Source organism: Streptomyces sp. NPDC058274 (assembly GCF_042881375.1).
Classification (GTDB): domain Bacteria; phylum Actinomycetota; class Actinomycetes; order Streptomycetales; family Streptomycetaceae; genus Streptomyces.
This window is the reverse complement of sequence record NZ_JBHVXW010000001.1, coordinates 119,291-140,674: the sequence shown is the minus strand read 5'-3', so window position 1 is coordinate 140,674 and position 21,384 is coordinate 119,291. Positions and strand designations below refer to the sequence as shown.

General features: G+C 71.4%; 18 protein-coding genes and 1 pseudogene. 8 read left to right on the top strand and 11 right to left on the bottom strand.

Going from position 1 to position 21,384, the window contains the following annotated elements:
• Nucleotides 1–159: 159 nt before the first annotated feature.
• Complete coding sequence (locus ACFVYF_RS00650; RefSeq protein WP_389448634.1) at nucleotides 160–318, bottom strand: hypothetical protein; 159 nt, start codon at nucleotides 316–318, stop codon at nucleotides 160–162.
• On the opposite strand from ACFVYF_RS00650, the gene ACFVYF_RS00645 reads away from it, so the two are divergent.
• Nucleotides 317–1,900, top strand: a complete 1,584-nt coding sequence (locus ACFVYF_RS00645; protein ID WP_389448631.1) for a TROVE domain-containing protein — start codon at nucleotides 317–319, stop codon at nucleotides 1,898–1,900. The genes ACFVYF_RS00650 and ACFVYF_RS00645 overlap by 2 nt on opposite strands.
• Before the next feature lie 234 nt (nucleotides 1,901–2,134).
• Here ACFVYF_RS00645 and ACFVYF_RS00640 read toward each other — a convergent pair whose 3' ends face one another.
• A complete protein-coding gene (locus ACFVYF_RS00640; RefSeq protein WP_389448628.1) occupies nucleotides 2,135–3,469 on the bottom strand; it encodes an MFS transporter in 1,335 nt (444 codons plus the stop codon).
• A gap of 340 nt (nucleotides 3,470–3,809) precedes the next feature.
• On the opposite strand from ACFVYF_RS00640, the gene ACFVYF_RS00635 reads away from it, so the two are divergent.
• Nucleotides 3,810–4,415: a TetR/AcrR family transcriptional regulator gene (locus tag ACFVYF_RS00635; protein ID WP_389448625.1), complete on the top strand. Its 606-nt coding sequence runs from the start codon at nucleotides 3,810–3,812 to the stop codon at nucleotides 4,413–4,415.
• 950 nt (nucleotides 4,416–5,365) lie between these two features.
• Here the strand turns inward: ACFVYF_RS00635 and ACFVYF_RS00630 are convergent.
• The 8 genes from ACFVYF_RS00630 to ACFVYF_RS00595 all read right to left on the bottom strand — a co-directional run bounded on the left by ACFVYF_RS00630 (nucleotide 5,366) and on the right by ACFVYF_RS00595 (nucleotide 13,007).
• Nucleotides 5,366–6,574, bottom strand: a complete 1,209-nt coding sequence (locus ACFVYF_RS00630) for a TerD family protein (RefSeq protein ID WP_389448622.1) — start codon at nucleotides 6,572–6,574, stop codon at nucleotides 5,366–5,368.
• Between the two features lie 64 nt (nucleotides 6,575–6,638).
• Complete coding sequence (locus ACFVYF_RS00625; RefSeq protein WP_389448620.1) at nucleotides 6,639–6,860, bottom strand: hypothetical protein; 222 nt, start codon at nucleotides 6,858–6,860, stop codon at nucleotides 6,639–6,641.
• 42 nt (nucleotides 6,861–6,902) lie between these two features.
• Entirely contained in the window at nucleotides 6,903–7,892 is a 990-nt protein-coding gene (locus ACFVYF_RS00620; protein WP_389448617.1) for a zinc-dependent alcohol dehydrogenase family protein, read from the bottom strand.
• Nucleotides 7,889–8,740, bottom strand: coding sequence for a carbohydrate ABC transporter permease (locus ACFVYF_RS00615; protein WP_389448614.1), 852 nt, complete (start codon nucleotides 8,738–8,740; stop codon nucleotides 7,889–7,891). Before ACFVYF_RS00615 ends, ACFVYF_RS00620 begins: the two co-directional genes overlap by 4 nt.
• A complete protein-coding gene (locus ACFVYF_RS00610; protein WP_389448611.1) occupies nucleotides 8,737–9,675 on the bottom strand; it encodes a carbohydrate ABC transporter permease in 939 nt (312 codons plus the stop codon). Before ACFVYF_RS00610 ends, ACFVYF_RS00615 begins: the two co-directional genes overlap by 4 nt.
• Nucleotides 9,672–11,039 (bottom strand): ABC transporter substrate-binding protein, encoded by a 1,368-nt coding sequence (locus ACFVYF_RS00605; RefSeq protein WP_389448608.1) that lies wholly within the window; start codon nucleotides 11,037–11,039, stop codon nucleotides 9,672–9,674. Before ACFVYF_RS00605 ends, ACFVYF_RS00610 begins: the two co-directional genes overlap by 4 nt.
• Nucleotides 11,040–11,149: 110 nt before the next feature.
• Nucleotides 11,150–11,911 (bottom strand): DeoR/GlpR family DNA-binding transcription regulator, encoded by a 762-nt coding sequence (locus tag ACFVYF_RS00600; RefSeq protein ID WP_383280723.1) that lies wholly within the window; start codon nucleotides 11,909–11,911, stop codon nucleotides 11,150–11,152.
• A 271-nt stretch (nucleotides 11,912–12,182) separates the two neighbouring features.
• Entirely contained in the window at nucleotides 12,183–13,007 is an 825-nt protein-coding gene (locus ACFVYF_RS00595) for an NAD-dependent epimerase/dehydratase family protein (RefSeq protein ID WP_389448605.1), read from the bottom strand.
• 287 nt (nucleotides 13,008–13,294) lie between these two features.
• Here ACFVYF_RS00595 and ACFVYF_RS00590 point away from each other — a divergent pair, with 287 nt between their 5' ends.
• A complete protein-coding gene (locus ACFVYF_RS00590) occupies nucleotides 13,295–14,236 on the top strand; it encodes a 5-dehydro-4-deoxyglucarate dehydratase (protein WP_389448602.1) in 942 nt (313 codons plus the stop codon).
• 191 nt (nucleotides 14,237–14,427) lie between these two features.
• Nucleotides 14,428–15,597 carry a hypothetical protein gene (locus tag ACFVYF_RS00585; RefSeq protein WP_389448599.1) on the top strand — a complete coding sequence of 390 codons (1,170 nt, stop codon included), beginning with the start codon at nucleotides 14,428–14,430 and terminating at the stop codon, nucleotides 15,595–15,597.
• On the opposite strand, the gene ACFVYF_RS00580 is transcribed toward ACFVYF_RS00585, so the two are convergent.
• Entirely contained in the window at nucleotides 15,531–16,808 is a 1,278-nt protein-coding gene (locus ACFVYF_RS00580; protein ID WP_389448596.1) for an MFS transporter, read from the bottom strand. The two genes, ACFVYF_RS00585 and ACFVYF_RS00580, sit on opposite strands and share 67 nt — an antisense overlap.
• Nucleotides 16,809–17,040: 232 nt before the next feature.
• On the opposite strand from ACFVYF_RS00580, the gene ACFVYF_RS00575 reads away from it, so the two are divergent.
• The 4 genes and pseudogenes from ACFVYF_RS00575 (at nucleotide 17,041) to araD (ending at nucleotide 21,254) form a co-directional block, all read left to right on the top strand.
• The gene (locus ACFVYF_RS00575) at nucleotides 17,041–17,628 is read left to right on the top strand and encodes a TIGR03086 family metal-binding protein (RefSeq protein ID WP_389448593.1); all 588 of its coding nucleotides are present in this window, start codon (nucleotides 17,041–17,043) and stop codon (nucleotides 17,626–17,628) included.
• Nucleotides 17,629–17,785: 157 nt separating this feature from the next.
• Nucleotides 17,786–18,439: pseudogene (locus tag ACFVYF_RS00570) on the top strand (GntR family transcriptional regulator); the annotation flags it as partial.
• A 188-nt stretch (nucleotides 18,440–18,627) separates the two neighbouring features.
• Nucleotides 18,628–19,536, top strand: coding sequence for a dihydrodipicolinate synthase family protein (locus ACFVYF_RS00565; protein ID WP_389448590.1), 909 nt, complete (start codon nucleotides 18,628–18,630; stop codon nucleotides 19,534–19,536).
• A complete protein-coding gene (araD, locus tag ACFVYF_RS00560) occupies nucleotides 19,533–21,254 on the top strand; it encodes an L-arabinonate dehydratase (protein WP_389448587.1) in 1,722 nt (573 codons plus the stop codon). The genes ACFVYF_RS00565 and araD overlap by 4 nt, the downstream gene beginning before the upstream one ends.
• Nucleotides 21,255–21,384 lie beyond the last annotated feature (130 nt).

Genomic DNA, 21,384 nt, shown 5'->3' with positions numbered 1-21,384 from the left:
ACACTCACAACTTCATCGCACCTCCCGGTGCGCAGGCTGCGGCTACTTCTCTCCCAAAGAATCCACGCCGCCGCCGATTTGATCTCGGGAGGCGCAGCAGCTGGTGTGTGCCCGGTGCGCAGGCAACGGTTACTTCATTCGGATCAGAGGGTTGCGGGTTCAAATCCCGTCGTCGATCGCAGGATCGATGTAGCTCAATTCGGAAGAGCATCTGGCAAAGTCCGTCGCCGACTCCTGATCTCGGGCACGCTCCATTTGCTGCGCCTCCCTCCGAAACACGACCTCGCGGTCGTAGACGAATTCGGGGGAATTCATCATGGCGCGATTCAACACCAAGACGGCCAAGGCGCAGCCCGCTTCGCGCGTCACCTCGACCGGCCGCGTCCTGCGGACGCACCAGGGCGGCCGCGGTCAGGAGCGTGACGCACGCTCCGAGCTCTACCTGCTGTCGATCGCGAACTTCGTTGCGCAGCAGACCTTCTACGAGTCCGGCGCGGCCCGCGACGACCGCTTCGCCAAGCTGGTGCGCGAGCTCGCCGTCACCGACCCCGCGTGGACGGCCGGCCTGCTCGGCTGGCTGCGCGGCGAGGGCAACCTCCGTACGGCCTCGATCGTGGGCGCCGCCGAGTACGTGAAGGCGCGTCTCGACGCGGGCGCCACCGACGGCCCCGCCAACCGGCAGGTCATCGCCTCCGTGCTGCGCCGCCCGGACGAGCCCGGCGAGCTGCTCGCGTACTGGACCTCCCAGTACGGCCGCAACGTGCCCAAGCCCGTCAAGCGCGGCGTCGCCGACGCCGTACGCCGCCTCTACGACGGCAAGTCGCTGCTGAAGTACGACACCGCGTCCAAGGGCTACCGCTTCGGCGACATCCTGAACCTGGTGCACGCGGCCCCGGACCCCGGCAAGCCGTGGCAGGGCGACCTGTTCCAGTACGCGCTGGACCGGCGCCACAACCCGGACACGGCCGTGGTGCCCAAGTCGCTGCCCGTACTCGCGGCCCATCGCGACCTGATGGCGCTGCGGCCCGCCAAGCGTCGCAAGGTCGTGACCGGAGCGCAGGGCGCGCAGCGCCTGGCGGATGCGGGCATGACCTGGGAGGCGCTGGCCGGCTGGCTGCAGGGCCCGATGGACAAGGCGGCCTGGGAGGCCGTGATCCCGTCCATGGGCGCGATGGCCCTCGTCCGCAACCTGCGGAACTTCGACGAGGCGGGGGTCTCGGACGAGGTGGCGGCCCAGGTCGCCGCCAAGATCAGCGACCCGGCGGAGGTGGCACGTTCGCGGCAGTTCCCCTTCCGCTACCTCGCCGCGTACCAGCACGCGCCCTCGCTGCGCTGGTCGTACCCGCTGGAGCAGGCGCTCGGCCACTCGCTGGCCAATGTGCCGGTCCTGCGCGGGCGGACGCTGGTGCTCGTGGACCGCTCCGGTTCGATGTTCTACTCGCGGCTGTCGGACCGCTCGGAGCTCAACCGGGCCGACGCGGCGGCGATCTTCGGCGCGGCGCTCGCGCTGCGGGCGGCCGACGCGGATCTGGTCGAGTTCGGTACGACCAGCAACCGGGTGAAGTTCCGTGGCGGCGAGTCGGTGCTCAAGGTCCTGGAGCGCTTCGGCGACCTCGGCGGCACCGACACCAGCGAGGCAGTGCGCCGGCACTACAAGGGGCACGACCGGGTGCTGATCGTCACCGACGAGCAGGCCATGTACAGCCACCACGGCGACCCGACCGAGCAGGTCCCGGAGCACATCCCGGTCTACACCTGGAACCTGGCGGGATACCGGCCGGGCCACGGCCCGACCGGGACGGCCAACCGGCACACCTTCGGAGGCCTCACGGACGCGGCCTTCCGCATGGTGCCCCTGCTCGAGCAGGGGCGAGACGCCGACTGGCCGTGGGCCGGTTGACGGGTACGCAGGCCGGCCGAGGCCGGTTGACGGGTACGCCGACCGGCCGAGGCCGGTTGACGGGGGAGTCGCATGAGTGCGGCCCGTACTTCGGTGCGGGCCGCACTCTTGTGCGTGCCGACTGCCCATCTGGGCGGGCAGCCTGCGCTGAATGCGTACAGTGCGCTGTTCTCCGGCTGAGCCCGAGCCGGGTGGGGGAGGCGCCGCAGGCTTCGGGTTCGGGCTCCGGCGGGGTTACCGCGGTGGGCGGGGGCGTCCGGTGATGGCCAGGGCGGCGACCAGGAGGGCCGCCGTCGCGATCAGTGAGCCGACCCCGAACGCCCGGGCCGCGCCCTGGGTGAGGATCGCGGCCGGGGAACCGGTCGCGTGCCGGGTCGCCGTCCCGAAGACCGTGACCAGCACGGACAGTCCCAGCGTGCCGCCGAGCCACTGGAGGGTCTGCAGCAGGCCGGAGGCGGCACCCGCGTCGCGCGGCGCGACAGCCGCGAGGATCGTCGCGTTGAGCGGCATGAAGCTCATGCCGACGCCCAGGCCCATCAGGATCATCGGCCCGAGCAGGCCGGTGACATAGCCGTCGCCCGGTTCGAGCCGCCAGAGCCAGCCGCCCGCGGCCACGATCAGAGTCATGCCGGTGAGCAACAGCGGCTTGGCGCCGTGGCGTTGAAGGAGCCGTGGCACGAAGCGCAGGGTCGCGAAGATCGCCAGCGTCATCGGCAGGAAGGCGAAGCCGGCGCGCAACGGGCCGTACCCCAGCGCCTGTTGGGTGAGGAGCGTGAGGAAGTAGAACGCGCCGAACATGCCCGCGGGGAGCAGCAGCACTCCCGCGTAGCCGCCCGCGCGGTTGCGGCTGCGGAAGAGGCGCAGCGGCATGATCGGCTGGTCGGCACGGGACTCGATCAGCGCGAAGCCCGTGAGGAGTGCGGCGGCCGTACTGAAGCCCAGCAGCGACTGGGTGTCGGTCCAGCCGTGTTCCGAGACCCGGATGAAGGCGTAGACGAGGGACGTCATGCCGGTGGTGCCGGTCAGTGCGCCCGCCGCGTCGAAACGGCCCGCGTGGCGCCGGGTCTCGGCGACGAAGCGGGGGAGGGCCAGGGCCACCCCGATGCCGATCGGCACGTTGATCAGCAGGGCCCAGCGCCAGGACGCCCACGAGGTGAGCATGCCGCCGAGCACCAGGCCGATGGAGGCGCCGATGCTGGCCATCGAGGTGTAGATGCCCAGGGCGTGATGGCGGCGCGGGCCCTCGGGGAAATTGGTGGTGATCAGGGCGAGGGTGCTGGGGGCGGTGAGAGCGGCGCCGACGCCCTGGAGGGCCCGGGCCGCCAGCAGCCAGCCGTCCGCGGTGGCGAGGCCGCCGAGCAGCGACGCGAGCGCGAAGAGGAGGACGCCGGCGGTGAGGGTACGGCGGCGGCCCGCGATGTCGCCCACGCGACCGCCGAGCAGGAGCAGTCCGCCGAAGGCGAGGGTGTAGGCATTGAGCACCCATGACAGGCCGGTCGGCGTGAAGTTGAGGTCTCGCTGGATGTCCGGGAGCGCGACGTTGACCACCGTGGAGTCGACGCCGACCATCAAGTAGGCGGTGACGATGACGAAGAGGGCGGTGCGGAGGCTGGGCGGGTGCGGGGGTGTGATGTCCGGTGCGGGGTGCGGGTGCGGGCGCGGTACCGGGTGCGGTTCCGGTTGGAGTCGGGCCGGTGGGCTGTGCTGGTGAGGTGGACGGGGTGGACATGGGATGCTCCCTGTCTGGTGTCCCGGTGAGGTGTCCGCGGGCGGCGCGTGGTGCCTGCGGAGGGCAGCACGGATCGCCCCCGTGGACAGCGCGGATGGCCCGCGGCGGTAAGCGGGGACTGTCTCCGTTTAATGCTCGCTAAGATACGGAGAAGGTCCCCGGTTCGCAAGGAGTAGCTGAATGACGCAGGTGGGAGCGGGCGGCTCGACGCGTTCGGCCAAGCCGATGCGGGCGGATGCGCGGCGGAACTACGAGCGGTTGCTCAAGGAAGCGGCGATCGCGTTCGCCGAGCACGGGGAAGGTGCGTCGCTGGACGACATCGCCAAGCGGGCCGGGGTCGGGTCCGGCACCCTGTACCGGCATTTCCCCACGCGGCAGGCGCTGTTGGAAGCTGTGTACGTCGACAGCATCGACGCGATCGCTGCGCGGGCGGATGAGATCGCCGCCGAACTGCCGCCCGGCGAGGCGCTGGTGGAGTGGCTGAACGAGCTGAGCGAGGGAATGATCCAGGTCCGCGGGCTGAAGGGGCTGCTCGGGTCGGCTGTCGCGGACGGGAGTTCGGCCGTGCTGACCGCGTGCGGGGACTCGGTGAAGGGGGCGGCGGCGCGACTGGTGGGGGCGGCTCAGCGGGAGGGGACGCTGCGGGCGGATGTGGAGCCGATCGAGCTTCTGCGGCTGGCGCACGGTGTCGCTACGGCCTCGGAGCTGGCGAACGGCGAGGGGAAGTACATCCGGCGGTACCTGTCCCTCCTGACGGAGGGGTTGCGGCCGGGGGCGGGCGGCTGAGCCGTCGCTGGGTGGGTGTCGGTCGCCTCGTGCCGGTGGGTAGACGGTTCGCTGTCTGGCGGTGGGTGATTCGGCGTCCGGCGGTGGGCGGTTCGCGGTCTGGCGGTGGGTGGTTCGCCGTCCGGTGGGTGGGTGGGTCGCCTAGCGCCGGGGGGTGGGTGGTTCGCCTAGCGCCGGGGGGTGGGTCGGGTCCGTGCCGGTACATCCGCCCGTCGCCCTACCGGCTGTGCTCTCTTCTGGGGGCGCTCGGTTGCCCGTCCTGACGCATGGCGACGGGCATTTGATGTACCGGCACGGCCCCTTCGGCCGGCTCGCGACCGCAGGTGCGTGGGGGTTGCGGGCCCTCTGCGGCCCGCCGTTGCCGCCTTGCGCTGCGGGCAGCGGGCTGCGGCGGCCCTACCGCCGTCGCTGTCTTGCGCTGCCGGCCGCGGCAACTGTCTTCGCTGCGGGCAGCGGGCACGGGGTGGCGGCGAAGCCGCATGGCTGCGGGCAGCGGGCACCCCGGGGGGCGGCGGAGCCGCTATAGCTGCGGGGCAGCGGGCACGCGGTGGGGCCGGCCGTACGGTCATAGCTGCGGGCATGCGTGCCGCTCGGGGCGATGGGGGTCCCCCCGGTCGAGCGGAGTCGAGAGTGGGGGAGGGTGGGTGCAGCGGCACCCGCTAGGCGCCGGGCTCGCCGACCCACCCCGCGCCGGCACCAGCGCGGGGTGCCCATGCCGGTAGGGGAGTTTGCCCACCCGGGCAGCACCCCCGTGGCGCCGGGCTCGCCGACCCACCCCGCGCCAGCACCTACGCCGGGTGCCAATGGAGGTGCGGGACCGGGCCCACCCGGGCGGCACCCCGTAGCGCCGGGCTCGCCGACACCCCGTGCCGGGTGCCGACGGGGTAGGGGAGATGGCCCACCGGCGGTGCAGAGGCACCCGGCGGTGCGGAGGCCGCCCGGCGGAAAGGCTAGAGCGCGCTCGCGGCCGGCTTGACCATGCCGCGGACCGTGCGGGACTTGACGAAGTCTCCGATGGCCGTCATCTCCCACTCGCCGGAGAACTGCTTGATCAGCTTGGCCATCATGACTCCGGTCTGCGGCTCCGCGTTGGTGAGGTCGAAGCGGACCAGCTCCTCGTCGGTCGCAGCGTCGACGAGACGGCAGTACGCCTTGGCGACCTCCGTGAACTTCTGGCCGGAGAAGGAGTTGACCGTGAAGACCAGGCCGGTGACCTCCTGGGGGAGCCGGCCGAGGTCGACGACGATCACCTCGTCGTCACCGCCGCCCTCACCCGTGAGATTGTCGCCGGAGTGCTTGATCGCGCCGTTCACGATGGAGAGCTTGCCGAAGTAGCAGCTGTCGATGTGATTGCGCTGCGGGCCGTAGGCGATGACCGACGCGTCCAGGTCGATGTCCTTGCCGCGGAACGCGGGCTCCCAGCCGAGGCCCATCTTGACCTGCGAGAGGAGCGGACGGCCGTCCTTGACCAGGGAGACGGTCTGGTTCTTCTGGAGGCTCACCCGGCCCTTGTCGAGGTTGATCTTCCCGGAGCCGGGGGCGGCGGCCGCGGGAGCGGGCGGCGCGGCCGGAGCCGGCGGCGCGGACATGCGCGGGTCGAGCGGCGGAGCCGGCGGAGTCACCGGGGGCTGCACCACGGGCGCGGCCGGGGCCGCCGCGGGCGCCGGCTCCTCCACCGTGACACCGAAGTCCGTGGCGATGCCCGCCAGGCCGTTCGCATAGCCCTGGCCGACCGCGCGGGCCTTCCACGCGCCGTTGCGGAGGTAGACCTCCACGATCACCAGGGCGGTCTCACTGCCCAGCTGCGGCGGGGTGAAGGAGGCCAGCACGGAGTTGTCGTCCGCGTTGCGGATCGTGGCCGTGGGTTCGATGCCCTGGAAGGTCTGGCCCGCCGCGTCCGGGCTCGCGGTGACGACGATCTTCTCGATGCCCGGGGGGACCGCGGTCGTGTCGACCGTGATCGCGTCCGGGGCCGTACCCCCGCCGGAGCGGTAGGTCACGCCCGGGCCCGCAGGCTGGTTGTAGAAGATGAAGTCGTCGTCGGAGCGCACCTTGCCGTCGGCGGTGAGCAGCAGGCCCGACACGTCGAGCCGCACCGGAGCGGCGACGTCCACCGTCACGCGCGCGACGGGGAGAGGGATGTTCGAGCCTGGGGTCATAGCTGTCATGCCGGGTGAACGACCGAGGCCGCTTTACCGTTCCCTTACCCGACGGCCATTTGGGTCAGTGGCGATTTCGTGGGTGATTCCGGGCCGTGCGTTCGTTGCCCCGCTTGTAGTTTCCGGTCCAGCGGGCCATGACGAGCTGGGGGGCTCCGGCCATCACTTCGGCCAGGAACTGCTGGGCCCGCGCACCGCGCAGCGTCCCGGCGGAGCGGTCGAGATGCGTGATGGCGACCGCGCCGTCCGCGAGCTCCTCGTATCGGAATCCATGAGGTTGTGGCATGGCCGGGATGCTAGGCGTCCGGCCATGCCCGGGAACAGCGAATTACGGCGTCACGATGATCTTTCGGCCCACTCCGGCCGCGAATTGCTCCAGTGCCTGCGGATAGTTCGAGAGCGGCAGCCGGTCGCTGATGAAGATCTCCGGATCGAGAACGCCGTTCGCGAAGAGTTCCGCCGCCCGCTCGAAACTGTGCAGGACCGCCATCGAGCCGGTGATGGTGATCTCCTGGTTGTAGATGCGGTACGGGTCGATGCTGACCCGGGTCGCGTAGTCGGCGACGCCGAACTGGAGGAAGGTGCCGGCCTTCGCGACCCGGCCCAGGCCGTCCTGGATCGCGGCCGCGTTGCCCGTCGCGTCGACGACCACGTCCCAGCCCTGCGGGCGGTCCAGCTCGTCGGCGTTCACCGCCGACGCGGAGACACCGAGCAACTGGGCCGTGGCCAGCCGCTGCTGGTTGAGGTCGACCATGTCCACGCTCGCCGCGCCCGTGCGCTTGGCCAGCTCCAGCATCATCAGGCCCATCGTGCCCGAGCCGTAGATGAGGACGTGGGCGCCGAGACGGGCGTTGAGGACGTCGTAGCCGCGGACCGCGCAGGAGAGCGGTTCGACGAGGGCGGCGTCCTGGGTGCGTACGTGCTCGGGGAGCTTGACGCAGTTGGCCACCGGGGCGACGGCGTACTGGGCCGCGCCGCCCGCCGTGGTGACGCCGATCGCGGCCCAGCGCTCGCAGAGGTTGTTGTGGCCGGTACGGCAGTAGCGGCACTCGTAGCAGTACAGGGAGGGGTCCACGGCCACCCGGTCGCCGACCGAGACCTCCGTGACCTGGGTGCCGACACCGACCACCTCGCCCGCGAACTCGTGGCCCGGCACGATCGGCAGCTTGGGCGCGAACTCGCCCTGGAGGATGTGCAGATCGGTGCCGCACAGTCCGCAGGCCGCCACCTCGACGACGACCTCCCGGGGTCCTGGGGTCGGGTCCGGGACCTCCATGACGACGGCCTTGCCCACGGACTCGATGACGGCGGCCTTCATTTCACGGCTCCCAACGACAGGCCCTGGACCAGTTTGTCCTGGGCGGCGAACCCCGCGGCGAGCACCGGCAGGGAGATCACGAGCGACGCGGCGCACACCTTCGCCAGGAACAGGCCCTGGCTGGTGATGAAGCCGGTCAGGAAGACGGGGGCGGTCTCGGCGACCACTCCGGTGAGGACCCGGGCGAAGAGCAGCTCGTTCCAGCTGAAGATGAAGCAGATCAGGGCCGTGGCCGCGATCCCCGGGGCGGAGATGGGGGCCACGATGCGGCTGAGGATCGTGGGCAGCCTGGCGCCGTCGATCTGCGCGGCCTCGATGACCGCCACCGGAACCTCGGCGAGGAAGGACTGCATCATCCACACGGCGATCGGCAGGTTCATCGAGGTGTAGAGGATGACGAGCAGCCAGATGTTGTCCAGCATCCCGGTGTTCTTCGCGAACAGGTAGATCGGCAGCAGCCCGGCCACCACCGGCAGCATCTTCGTGGAGAGGAAGAAGAACAGGACGTCCGTCCACTTCTTCACCGGCCGGATGGAGAGCGCGTAGGCCGCCGGGAAGGCGAGGAGCAGGACGAAGAGCGTCGAGACCACGGACGCCACGGCCGAGTTGATCAGCGCGGGCCAGGGGCTCGCGCCGCCTCCCGTGCCGAAGAACTCGCGATAGCCGTCGAGCGTGAGGGAGGCCGCGAAGGACGGCGGGTTGGTCGCCGCGTCCGACTCGGAGTGGAAGGACGTCAGCGCCATCCACGCGATGGGCAGGAAGAAGACGATTCCGGCCAGCCAGGCGATCAGGCCCAGGCCCGCGCCCCGGGTCCGGCGGGTGCGTACGGGTACGGCGGTGGCACTCATGCGCGGTTCGCCTCCTCGCTGAACAGGGACGACACGACGCGCAGGGCGAAGGTCGCGATGATGATCGAGCCGATGACGACCAGGACGCCCGCGGCCGAGGCGAGACCGTTCTCGTGGGCCTGGTAGAAGCTCTGGTAGACGGTGTACGGCAGGTTCGCCGTGCCGAGGCCGCCCGAGGTGATCGTGAAGACCGCGTCGAAGTTCTGCACGATGTAGATCGAGCCCAGCAGGGCGCCGAGTTCGAGATAGCGGCGCAGGTGGGGGAGGGTCAGGTGGCGGAAGACCTGCCAGTCGGTCGCCCCGTCCACCCGGGCCGCCTCGACCTGTTCGTGGGAGCGGCTCTGCAGGCCGGCCAGCAGGATCAGCATCATGAAGGGCGTCCACTGCCAGATGAGGGAGGCCTCGACCGCCAGCAGCGGGGTGTTGGAGATCCAGTCCGGCTGTGGGCCGCCCACATAGTGCAGCAGCCCGTTGAAGAGGCCGTACTCCGGGTTGTAGAGCACATGTTTCCAGAGCAGGGCCGCGGCCACCGGGACCACCAGGAAGGGCGCGATCAGCAGGGTGCGGACCAGGCCCCGGCCGCGGAACTTGCGGTCCATGAGCAGGGCGAGACCCAGACCGATGACCAGGCTGGCGATCACCACGGCGGCCGTCAGCAGCACCGTCGTGAAGACCGACTTGCGCAGGTCGGGGTCGGTGAGGACCTGCGAGTAGTTGGCGAAGCCGGTGAAGTGACGGGCCTTCGGGTAGAGGGCGTTCCAGTCGAAGAAGGAGATCACCAGCGTGGCCACGAAGGGCAGCTGCGTCACGGCGATCATGAAGATCAGGGCGGGCAGCAGCGGTGCCCGGGTGGCCCAGGCGCGCAGCCGGCCGGAGGGCGGGCGGGCGGCGCGGGCGGGAGCGGTCGCTACGGGGGCTGTCGTGGTGGCGGTCATCGTCCCTCGTACTCCTTCGAGATCTGCTCGGCGAGCCGCTGGGACTTCTTGAGCGCCGACTCGACGGACTGGCGTCCGGCGATGGCCGCGCTGATCTCCTGCGAGACCTTGGTGCCGAGGTCGGTGAACTCGGGGATGCCGACGAACTGGATGCCGGGTGCGGGGCGCGGCTGCACCCCCGGGTCGCGGGGCCGGGCGCCTTCGATGGCGGCCCGTGTCATGTCCTGGAAGGCGGCGGCCTCCTTGCGGTACTCGGCGTTCGTGTACGTCGAGGCGCGCTTGCCGGCCGGGACGTTCGACCAGCCGATCTTGTCGCCGACCAGCTGCTCGTACTCCTTGCTGGAGGCCCAGGAGATGAACTTCCAGGCCTTGTCCGAGTTGTGGGAGGCCTTCTGCATGCCCCAGGCCCAGGTGTAGAGCCAGCCGGAGCTCTCCGTCTTCTCCACCGGCGCCGGTACGTAGCCGATCTTGCCCTTGACCGGGGATTTGGCCGATTCGAGGGAACCGGCGGCGGAGGTGGCGTCGTACCACATGGCGGTCTTGCCCTGGGTGAGGTTGTTGAGGCACTCGGCGAAGCCGGACTGGGCGGCGCCGGACTCACCGTGCTTGCGGACGAGGTCGACGTAGAACTTCGTCGCCTTCTCGAACTCGGGGGAGTCCAGCCGGGCCTTCCAGTCCTTGTCGAACCAGGTGCCACCGAAGGTGTTCACCACGGTCGTCAGCGGTGCCATGATCTCGCCCCAGCCGGGCAGGCCGCGCAGACAGATGCCCCGCATGCCGGACTGGGCGCCGTCCACCTCGGCGGCGAGCTGTGCCACCTGGTCCCAGGTGGGGTGTGCGGGCATCTTCAGGCCCTTCTCGGCGAAGACGTCCTTGCGGTACATCAGGAAGGACGACTCGCCGTAGAAGGGCTGCCCGTAGAGCTTGCCGTCGTCGGCGGTGAGGGACTGCCGCATCGGCTTCAGCACGTCCTGTTCGTCGTACGCGGGGTCGTCCCGCACGTACGAGTCCATCTCGTGCAGCCAGCCGTTCCTGGCGTAGATCGGGATCTCGTAGTTGCTCAGGGTGGCGACGTCGTACTGGCCGGCCTGGTTGGCGAAGTCCTGGCTGATCTTGTCGCGGACGTCGTTCTCGGGCAGGACGGTGAAGTTCACCTTGATGCCGGTCTCCTTGGTGAAGTTTCCGGCGGTGAGCTTCTGCAGCTCGACCATCTGGGGGTTGTTGACCATCAGGACATTGATGGAATTGCCGCCGGAACCGGCTCCGCCCGCCCCGGCCCAGCAGCCGGAGAGCAGCGGGGCGAGCAGCGTCCCTGCGGCGGCCGCGGCAAGCGCGCGCGGCCTCCGTCGGCTCTGGGTTCGCATGGATCGCTCCTGGACGTATGGGGAGATAACGGGTGAATGTGGGTAGGGCGATGCCCTACGGGTGGGTCAGTTGGGTTTTCGGACGCGCTGTGAGTGGGTCAGTTGGGTGGTCAGACTCGGATGACCTGGGGGCCCTGCAGCGAGTACCGGTGGGCCTCGGAGGAGGGGAGCAGCGTGCTGGTGACGATCGCCTCCAGTGCGCTGATGTCGGCGAACCGGCAGAAGCTGACGGCTCCGAACTTGGTGTGCACGCCCGCGAAGACCGTGCGCCGTGACGCGCGGATCGCCTGGGCCTTGACCTCGCTGACCGCCGGGTCGGGGGTGGTGAGGCCGTGTTCGCGGGAGATGCCGTTGGCGCCGATGAACGCCAGGTCGATGACGAAACCGGCGAGCATCTTCGTCGTCCAGTGATCCACGGTGGCGAGGGTGCCGGGGCGGACCCGGCCGCCGAGCAGCAGGACACTCGTGTTGTCGGCCTCGGCGAGCGCGCCCGCCGTGGCCAGGGAAGCGGTGACCACGGTCAGCGGCCGGTCCCTGGGCAGTGCCTCGGCGATGAGCTGCGGGGTGAACCCCTCGTCGACGAAGACCGTCTCGGCGTCCCCGAGCAGCTCGGCCGCGGCGGCCGCGATCCGGCGCTTCTCGGGGACCTGGCTCGTGGTGCGGAAGGCGAGCGTCGTCTCGAACCCGGCGCTCTCCACGGGATAGGCGCCGCCGTGGGTACGCCGCACCAGACCGTGGTCCTCCAGGGTGCGCAGATCGCGCCGGACGGTCTCCTTGGCGACACCCAGTTCGGCGGCCAGCGCGGTGACGTCGACCGAGCCCGTACGGCGGGCGGCCCGGACGATCTCGCGCTGTCGTTCTTCCGCGGTCATGGCCGGCACCTGCTCCCTGTACGCACTGCGTCACTGCCTCGCTGCCCGTTCGGGCCCATGAGGGAAGTTCTACAGCGGGTCTCGGTCACTGACCAGGCCTGTTGCATGCCCGATGGTGCCCGGCTGCGCCCGTTTCCCGTTCCGGTTGCCCGTGCCGGACCTGGGGCGGAGTCCATCGGGGAGTGAGATCGGGCAGCCTCCGTGCCCGAACAGCGGGGCGGGCGGGCCCGTTCGGTGCCCGCCCGCCCTTCCTGCCGGTTTCCTCGCCGCGTCAGTACGGCCAGATCGGCGGGTTCGTGGTGAAGTGGCCGCCCAGATGCGCGTGGTCCGGATTGCCCGGGTCGAGGTCGCCCTGCTCGGCGATGAGCTTTTCGGCGTACGGCTCGGAGTCGTCCTGCGGCTCGTAGCCCAGCTCCCGCGCGGTCGAGAGGTCCCACCACAGCCGGGTGTTGGCGGACGAGCCGTAGACGACGGTGTGCCGGACGTCGTCGGCGGTCAGCGCGGCGTGGAAGAGGCGTGCGCCGTCCTCGGGGCTCATCCACACGGAGAGCATGCGCACGCTGGTGGGCTCCGCGAAGCAGGAGCCGATGCGCACGGAGACCGTCTCCAGGCCGTGCTTGTCCCAGTAGAACTGCGCCAGGTCCTCACCGAACGACTTGGAGAGCCCGTAGAAGGTGTCCGGCCGGCGCGGGGTGTCGATGGGGATGAGCGCGCTCCGGTCGAAGGGCGCCTCGCCCCGGGGGCGCGGGGTGAAGCCCACCGCGTGGTTGGAGGAGGCGAAGACGATCCGGCCCACGCCCTCTTCGCGCGCCGCCTCGTACAGGTGGTGGGTCCCCTCGATGTTCGCCTTGAGGATCTTCTCGAAGGAGGACTCCAGGGAGATACCGGCGAGGTGGATGATCGCGTCGACACCGCGCACCGCCTCGCGCAGCGCGGCCCGGTCGGCCAGATCGGCGGTGATCGCGTCCGGCTCGCCCTCGATGGGGAGCAGGTCGAGAAGGCGCAGTTCGTAGCCGTACTTCGGCAGCAGGCCCCGCATCAGGGTGCCGAGTCCGCCGGCGGCGCCGGTGAGCAGAACGGTACGGGGAGCGGGCATCTTCGGGTCTCCTTGGATCGTCAGCCGATGCTCATGCGCATGCGTGTACAGCATTCACATCCATGGACACGCTAGGGATCATCGGTGCTCCGCGTCAAGTGTCGCGCGGAGGCGGGGAATCCGCCTCTGGGTAGCGTGTTTGCGCGCTTGACCGGCCCCAAGGTCGCGGCTTAGCGTGGGTGCGTTCAGAAATATAGACGTGGATCAGAAACGTGCACCGCGATTGTGTGCGCGAGCGCCGGTGACGGCGCGGCGCGCCGGGCGCCGTGCCTGTTCAGGGAGAGCCCGTGACGTCAGCCCCCCTCGCCGCTCGACTGCGTACCCCCAGCGGGCCGTTGTTCTTCCCCGTCACCGCCTACGGTCCCGACGGCTCCGTCGATCTCGACGTGTACCGGGAGCATGTGCGCCGCGGTGTGCAGGCCGGGGCCGCGGCGGTCTTCGCGTGCTGCGGCACCGGGGAGTTCCACGCGCTCACGCCCGAGGAGTTCGAGGCGTGCGTGCGCGCGGCCGTGGAGGAGACGGCGGGCCGGGTTCCGGTGATCGCCGGCGCCGGGTACGGGACCGCGCTCGCCGTGCGCTACGCGCGGCTCGCCGAGGGCGCGGGGGCCGACGGGCTGCTCGCCATGCCGCCGTATCTCGTGGTGGCCGGCCAGGAGGGGCTGCTGCGGCACTACGCCGAGCTGGCCGGCGCGACCTCGCTCGACGTCATCGTCTACCAGCGGGACAACGCCGTGTTCACCCCCGAGTCGGTGGCCGAGCTGGCGCGCACCGAGGGGATCATCGGGTTCAAGGACGGGCTGGGCGATCTGGACCTGATGCAGCGGATCGTGAGCGCGGTGCGGTCCGAGGTGCCGGGCGACTTCCTGTACTTCAACGGCCTGCCGACCGCCGAGCTCACCGGCCTCGCCTACCGGGGCATCGGGATCACGCTGTACTCGTCCGCCGTCTTCTGCTTCGCGCCGGAGCTCGCGCTCGCCTTCCACCAGGCGCTCAACTCCGGCGACGACGACACCGCGAACCGGCTGCTCGACGGCTTCTACCGCCCGTTCGTCGACCTGCGCGCCCAGGGACGCGGCTACGCCGTCTCGCTGGTCAAGGCGGGGGTACGGCTGCGGGGTCTCGACGTGGGTGAGGTGCGGCCGCCGCTGCACGAACCCACCGAGGACCACATCAAGCAGCTCGCCCAGCTCGTCGAGCGTGGCTACGCGCTTCTCGAGGAGGGACTGTGACGGCGCCGGAGGAGCGGACCGGGGCGGCAGCGGGGCCGGCCGGGGCGGCCGGGGTGCCGGCCGGGGCGGCCGCAGGGGCGTCCGGGCCTTCCGGGGTATCCGGGTCGTCCGGGGCGTCCGGGCCTTCCGGGGTATCCGAGCCTTCCGGGGTATCCGGGTCGGCCGGGGCGCCCGGGTCGGCCGCAGAGGGGATGGCGGCATCCGCCTTCGTCTACCCGTGGGACGTCAACGGCGACCCCGCGGCCCCGGCCCGGATCGCCGCGCTCGGCGTGCGGCAGGCCACGCTGGCCTCCGCCTACCACTCCACCCGCGCCCTGACCCCGCGGCATCCCCGCCACCGGATCGTCACCGCCTCGCACGCCGCCGTGCTGCACCCGGTCGATGCCGAACGCTGGGCCGGGCGCCGGCTCAGGCCGTACGCCGCCGGTGACTGGGCGCCCGGGGACGCCTACGGCGAGGCCGCCACCGCCCTCGCGGAGGCCGGCCTCGACGTGCACACCTGGGTCGTCCTCGCCCACAACTCCCGGATGGGGGAGGAGTTTCCGGACACCTCCGTCGTCAACGCCTACGGGGACCGCTATCCCTGGGCCCCCTGCATCGCCCAGCCCGACACGCGCGCGTACCTCGTCGATCTGGCCGTCGAATCAGCGGTCCGGCCGGGCGCCGGGGGAACGGAGCTGGAGTCTCTCGGCTGGTACGGGCTCGCCCATCTGCACGCCCACGACAAGACCGCCGGGGTGGGACTCGGGGACGCCGGGCAGTACCTGATGTCGCTCTGCTTCTGCCCCGCGTGCCGCGACGGGTATGCACAACTGGGACTGGACCCCGACGAGTTGGGGTCGGCCGTGCGGCGCGCTCTGGAGCCCGTGTGGCGGGGCGAGGCCCCGGCCGGAGGCTGGGAGGCGGTGGAGAAACTCCTCGGGAGCGAGCCGGCGACGGCCACGCGCGCGTGGCGGGACTCCGTCGCGCGCTCGCTCCAGTCGGACGCCGTCGCCGCGGTGCGTGCGGCGGCCCCGGAGGGGTTCCGGATCCTGCTGCACGCGGACCCGGCGTCGTACCACTGCGGCGCCAACGCGGGCGTGGACCCCGAGCACATCCTGTCGGTCGCCGACGGCGTGGTCGTGCCGTGCGCCGGGGGAACGGGGCTGCTCACTCCCTTCGCCGAGCGGCGCGTCGAGGGCAGTGTGCTGGCGGCCAACTTCACCGTGGTGAGCGGGATGGGCGGCAGCCCCGCGACACTCGGCGCGGACGCCGCGCGGGCGGCCGGGCTCGGCGCCACCGAACTGCGCCTGTATCACGCGGGGTTGGCGTCGGACGAGGACCTGTCGCTGGTGGCGGAGGCGCTCGCCCGGCTCGGGTGAGACCTCAGCAGCGGTCCGGCCGTCACCAGTAGTGCCAGGCCGAGTACCACCACCAGCGCCTGGTACGGGACCAGTTCGACCAGTCCTGCGCCCAGGGCGAGTCCCACGGCGTTCGGGGCGAACATCAGCGTGTTCGCCGTCGCCGTGACCCGGCCCAGCACGGCGTCCGGGGTCTCCCGCTGGACCGCGGTCAGGGCGGCGATCAGCACGCAGGGGAGACCCACGCCGCCCGCCGCGCTGCTGACGAGGGCCACGGGATCGGACGGGATCGCGCGCAGGATCACCGCCACCGCGGTGAGCGCGATCCCGTAGGCCGCGAAGCGGCGTTCGCCGAGGCGCCGCAGCAGAGGTCCCGCGGCCAGGCCGACGGCCACCGAACCGGCTCCCTGGACCGCGTAGAGGAGCCCCACGTACGTGGGTGCGTGGCCGAGGCCGTCCACCACCGCGTAGATCGCCGCGCCGTTGACGCTCGCGAAGAACATGGTCGTACCGCCCGCGACGACCAGTGGCCGCAGTGTCTCGTGCCGCCACAGCCGGCGGGTGCCCTCGGCCATCCGCGCGCGCAGGGCCGCGGGGGCCGGGCGGGGTGGCGTCTCACGGGGCGGGCCCGCCGGGTCCGGGCGGGGTTCCGTCTCACGCACCCGCAGCAGGGCGTACATGCTCCCGGCCAGGACGAACGTGACCGCGTCCAGCAGGGCGACGCGCGAGGCCCCGTACGCCGCGTACAGGCCCGCGCCGGCCAGCGGGGCGACCAGTTTCATGCCCTCGTTGGCCGTCATGCGCAGGCCATTGAAATCGCCGAGCAGCCGTGGGTCGACCGCCGAGGCCACCAGGGCCGACTCCGCCGCGTCGTGGACGACGCCCGCGGCTCCGTACACGAGGAGCACGGCGAAGAGGATCCACAGGGTGTCCGGCGAGTCGACGGCGAACAGCGGCAGCAGCAGGGCGGCCAGCCCCAGGTTCGTCCACACCAGCAGCGGTCTGCGGCGGACCCGGTCCGCGAAGGTGCCGAGCAGCGGGCCGACCAGCGTCGGCGCCCAGAGCGCGAAGACGCAGAGCGCGGCCAGACCGTTCGAGCCGGTCAGCTCCTTGACCCAGATCCCGGACACCAGCCACATCGCCGACGTACCGAAGCCGGACACCACCACCGCGCCCAGGTACCACCCCGCGTTGCCGTCCCGCAGGACCCGCGTCACCGTCCATGTCGTCATGGCTGGTCATCGTGGGTCTAAGGCGCAGACCAGGGGATCGGGCAGGTGCCCTAGAAGTCGGCGCCGGCAGCGCGGTCCCGGCCACGGGCCGTGAGGCCGACGGGCACTCCCGGCGGCCCTCGCCGCGACGGCCGCGAAAGAGCCGGCCGGGCGGGCGATGAGTTCCGAACGCGGTCCCGGTCTACCTGGGTGGCGAAGAATTCTGGACACTCTGGACTCCTGGGAGCAGCGGATGACTGACACGACTCTCGACCTCGGCCCGCAGAGCCTGGTGGTGGCGCGTCTCGCGGCGGGGGTGACCGAGACGCAGCTCGGACACGCGACCCCTTGTCCCGACCTCGCGGTGCGCAACCTGCTGGGGCATCTGATCGGCCTGGCCACCGCCTTCCGGGACGCCGGGCGCAAGGACCTGGGGGCCACCACGGACACCAGCCCGGACTCCGCGGTGCCGGACATCGGTTCCGGCTGGCGCGAATCCCTGCCGAAGGCGCTGGACGAACTCGCCGAGGCCTGGCGCGATCCGGCGGCCTACACCGGGATGACCCGGGCCGGCGGGGTGTCCCTGCCGGGCGCGGTCGCCGCCGCCGTCGCGGCCGACGAACTGGTCGTGCACGGCTGGGACCTGGCCCGGGCCACCGGTCAGGAGTACGAGCCCGATCCGGCCGCCCTCCAGGCGGCGTACGGGTTCCTCGCGGCCGCCGCCGAGGAATCCGACCGTGGCAACGGCATCTTCGGACCGGTCGTCCCCGTGCCACAGGACGCGCCCCTGCTGGACCGCGCGATCGGCCTCAGCGGACGTGACCCGGGCTGGAAGGTGTAGGGGGACGGGGTGGTCGGCGGGGCGGGCGGCTGGGCCGGTGAGTTGCCGGCCTCTTTTGTCAGAAGCGTTGACGAACCGCGGGTGCGCTCCTAGGTTCATCGCGTCGTACTTCGTACGTCATATATGAGACGCGATATATGAGATCCGAGAGGCCTGCATGACCTCCGCGCCCACCCCGATCCCATCCCGTACGCAGTTCGTGCTGGAAGCGATCAAACACCGCATTCTCACCGGGCAGTTGACGCCGGGTCAGGCCCTCATCGAGACCGAACTCGCCGCACAGTTCGGGGTGTCCAAGACACCCGTCCGGGAGGCGCTGAAGACCCTGGCCGGTACGGGGCTCGTCGTGATGAACCAGTACAAGGGCGTCAGTGTGCGCATGGTGGACGCGGACATGGCGCGCGAGGTGTACGACGTGCGGCTGCTGCTCGAACCCGAGGCGCTGCGGCGGGCGGTGCGCCGGGGGGCCGGTCTGGACGCGGCGCGCGACGCGCTCGGCCGCTCCGACCGTGCGGCCGACAACGCCGAACGCTCCCTCGCCAACCGCGAGTTCCACCGCGCCCTGTATGTGTCCTGCGGCAACCCGCTGCTCGGCCGGATGCTCGACGAGGTCCGCGACCAGGCCGCCCTGGTGTCGGCGGTCGCCTGGGCCGCCGACCCGTCCTGGGAGCGCGAGGCGGGCGAGCACCGGGAGATTCTGCGACTCGCCCTGGACGGGGACGCCGACGGGGCGGCTGCGGCGCTGCACGCGCACATCGCCTCGTTCGTGGAGCGGGCTTTCCCCGAGGGCGGGGAGGAGCGGAGATTCTCCGAGGGCCTGGCGGGACGGGCTTTCCCCGAGGATCGCGAGGCGCGGGCTTTCCCCGAAAGCCGGGAGGGGCAGGGCTCCCCCGAAAGTCGGGAGGGGCAGGGCTTCCCCGAGAGTCGGGAGGAGCAGGGCTTCCCCGAGAGCCGGGAGGGGCGTGGCTTCCCTGCGGGCCGGCGAGCGGAGGGGCGGCGATGATCGCGACCCACGACACCCAGCGGGCGGCGCTCGCGGAGGTCGTCGCGATCCCCGTGACGCCGTTCGCCGGGGACGGCACGGTCGACCGCGCCGCCCACCGGGTCCTGCTGCGCCGGCTGCTCGACGCCGGCGTCCGCACCCTCACGCCGAACGGCAACACCGGCGAGTTCTACACCCTGACCCCCGAAGAGCGCCTACTGGTAACGGAGTTGACGCTGCAAGAGGCGGGCGACCGGGCGGTCGTCATGGTCGGCGTCGGACACGACGTGCCGACCGCCGTGGCCGCGGCGCGGCACGCCCGGCAGCACGGGGCGCGGATGGTGATGGTCCATCAGCCCGTGCATCCGTATGTGTCGGACGGCGGTTGGGTCGACTACCACCGCGAGATCGCGGCGTCCGTGCCCGAGCTCGGGGTCGTCCCCTACGTCCGCAATCCGCTGCTCCCGGGCGCTCGGCTCGCGGAGCTGGCCGACGCCTGTCCGAACGTCATCGGCGTGAAGTACGCCGTGCCGGACGCCGCGCGGTTCGCCGCCTTCGCCCGGGACGCGGGGCTCGAACGGTTCGTGTGGGTCGCCGGACTCGCGGAGTCGTACGCTCCCTCGTACTTCTCCGCGGGCGCCACCGGTTTCACCTCGGGGCTGGTGAACGTGGCGCCGTCCGTCTCGCTGCACATGATCGAGGCGCTGCGAACCGGTGACTATCCGGCCGCCATGAAGGTCTGGGAGCGGATCCGCCGCTTCGAGGAACTCCGCGCGGCCGACGGTTCCGCGAACAACGTGACCGTGGTCAAGGAGGCCCTCGCCTCCCTCGGGCTGTGCCGTCGTGACGTACGGCCGCCCAGCAGTCCGCTGCCCGAGGCCGCACGGGCGGATGTCGCCGCCATCGTGGCGAGGTGGCCGACATGAAGCGCCCGGAGGACCTCAGAAGCCACCAGTGGTACGGCACCGACGGACTCCGCTCCTTCAGCCACCGGGCCCGGACACGGCAACTGGGCTATCTGCCCGAGGAGCACCTCGGCAAGCCCGTCATCGCGATCCTCAACACCTGGAGCGACATCAACCCCTGCCATGTGCACCTGCGGGAGCGCGCGCAGGCCGTGAAGCGGGGCGTCTGGCAGGCGGGGGGCTTCCCGCTCGAGTTCCCGGTCTCCACGCTGAGCGAGACCTTCCAGAAGCCGACCCCGATGCTCTACCGCAACCTGCTCGCGATGGAGACCGAGGAGCTGCTGCGCTCGTACCCCGTGGACGGCGCGGTGCTGCTGGGCGGCTGCGACAAGTCCACGCCCGCCCTGCTGATGGGGGCGGCCTCCGTCGACCTGCCGGCCGTCTTCGTGCCCGCCGGCCCCATGCTGCCGGGCCACTGGCGCAACGAGGTCCTCGGCTCCGGCACCGACATGTGGAAGTACTGGGACGACAAGCGGGCCGGCCTCATCGGGGACTGCGAGATGTCCGAGCTGGAGAGCGGGCTCGCCCGGTCGCCCGGACACTGTATGACCATGGGTACGGCGTCCACGCTCACCGCCGCCGCCGAGGCGCTCGGCGTCACCGTGCCCGGTGCGTCCAGCATCCCCGCCGTCGACTCCGGACACGACCGGATGGCCGCGGCCTCCGGCCTGCGGATCGTCGAACTCGTCCGCAGGGACCGGAAGTTGTCCGACATCCTCACCGCGGAGGCCTTCGAGGACGCCGTCACGACCGTCCTCGGCCTGGGCGGCTCGACCAATGCCGTGATCCATCTGATCGCCATGGCCGGCCGCGCCGGCGTCACCCTCACGCTCGACGACTTCGACCGGATCGCGCGGACCGTGCCGGTGCTCGCCAACGTCCGGCCCGGCGGCGGCACCTACCTGATGGAGGACTTCCACTTCGCCGGCGGGCTGCCCGGGTTCCTGTCGCGGATCCCCGAACTGCTGCATCTGGACCGGCCGACGGCCTCGTACGACAGCATGCGCGAGCAACTGGCGACCGCCCGGGTGCACGACGACGACGTCATCCGCCCCCGCGGGAACCCGGTCGCGGACGAGGGCGGCGTCGCCGTCCTGCGGGGCAACCTCTGCCCCGACGGCGCGGTCATCAAGCACATCGCCGCCGACCCGCGGCTGCTCAAGCACACCGGTCCCGCGGTCGTCTTCGACGACTACCGCACCCTGCAACGGACCATCAACGACCCCGGCCTGGGCATCACCGCCGACACCGTGCTGGTGCTGCGCAACGCCGGCCCCAAGGGCGGGCCGGGTATGCCCGAATACGGGATGCTGCCCCTGCCCGATCATCTCCTCAAGCAGGGCGTACGGGACATGGTGCGGATCTCCGACTCCCGGATGAGCGGCACGAGTTACGGCACCTGCGTGCTGCACGTGGCGCCGGAGTCGTACGTCGGCGGCCCCCTCGCCCTGGTGCGCACCGGCGACACCATCACCCTCGACGTCGAGGCACGCTCGCTCCAACTCAACGTGGACGACGCCGAGTTGGCGCGCCGCAGAGGGGAGTGGACACCCCCGCCCGCCCGGTACGAGCGCGGATACGGGGCGCTCTACAGCGAGCAGATCACCCAGGCGGACACGGGCTGCGACTTCGCGTTCCTGTCCCGACCGGGCGGGGTGCCGGACCCTTACGCGGGCTGAGGGCGCCCCCCGCACGACCTCCGGCTCCCCGAACTCCCCAGAGACGAGGGCACACTGCACCGCCCACGGGGTTTCAGCCCAGATGCCACAGGACGTAAGTCGCGGTGAGCAGGATGAGCCCGGCGACCAC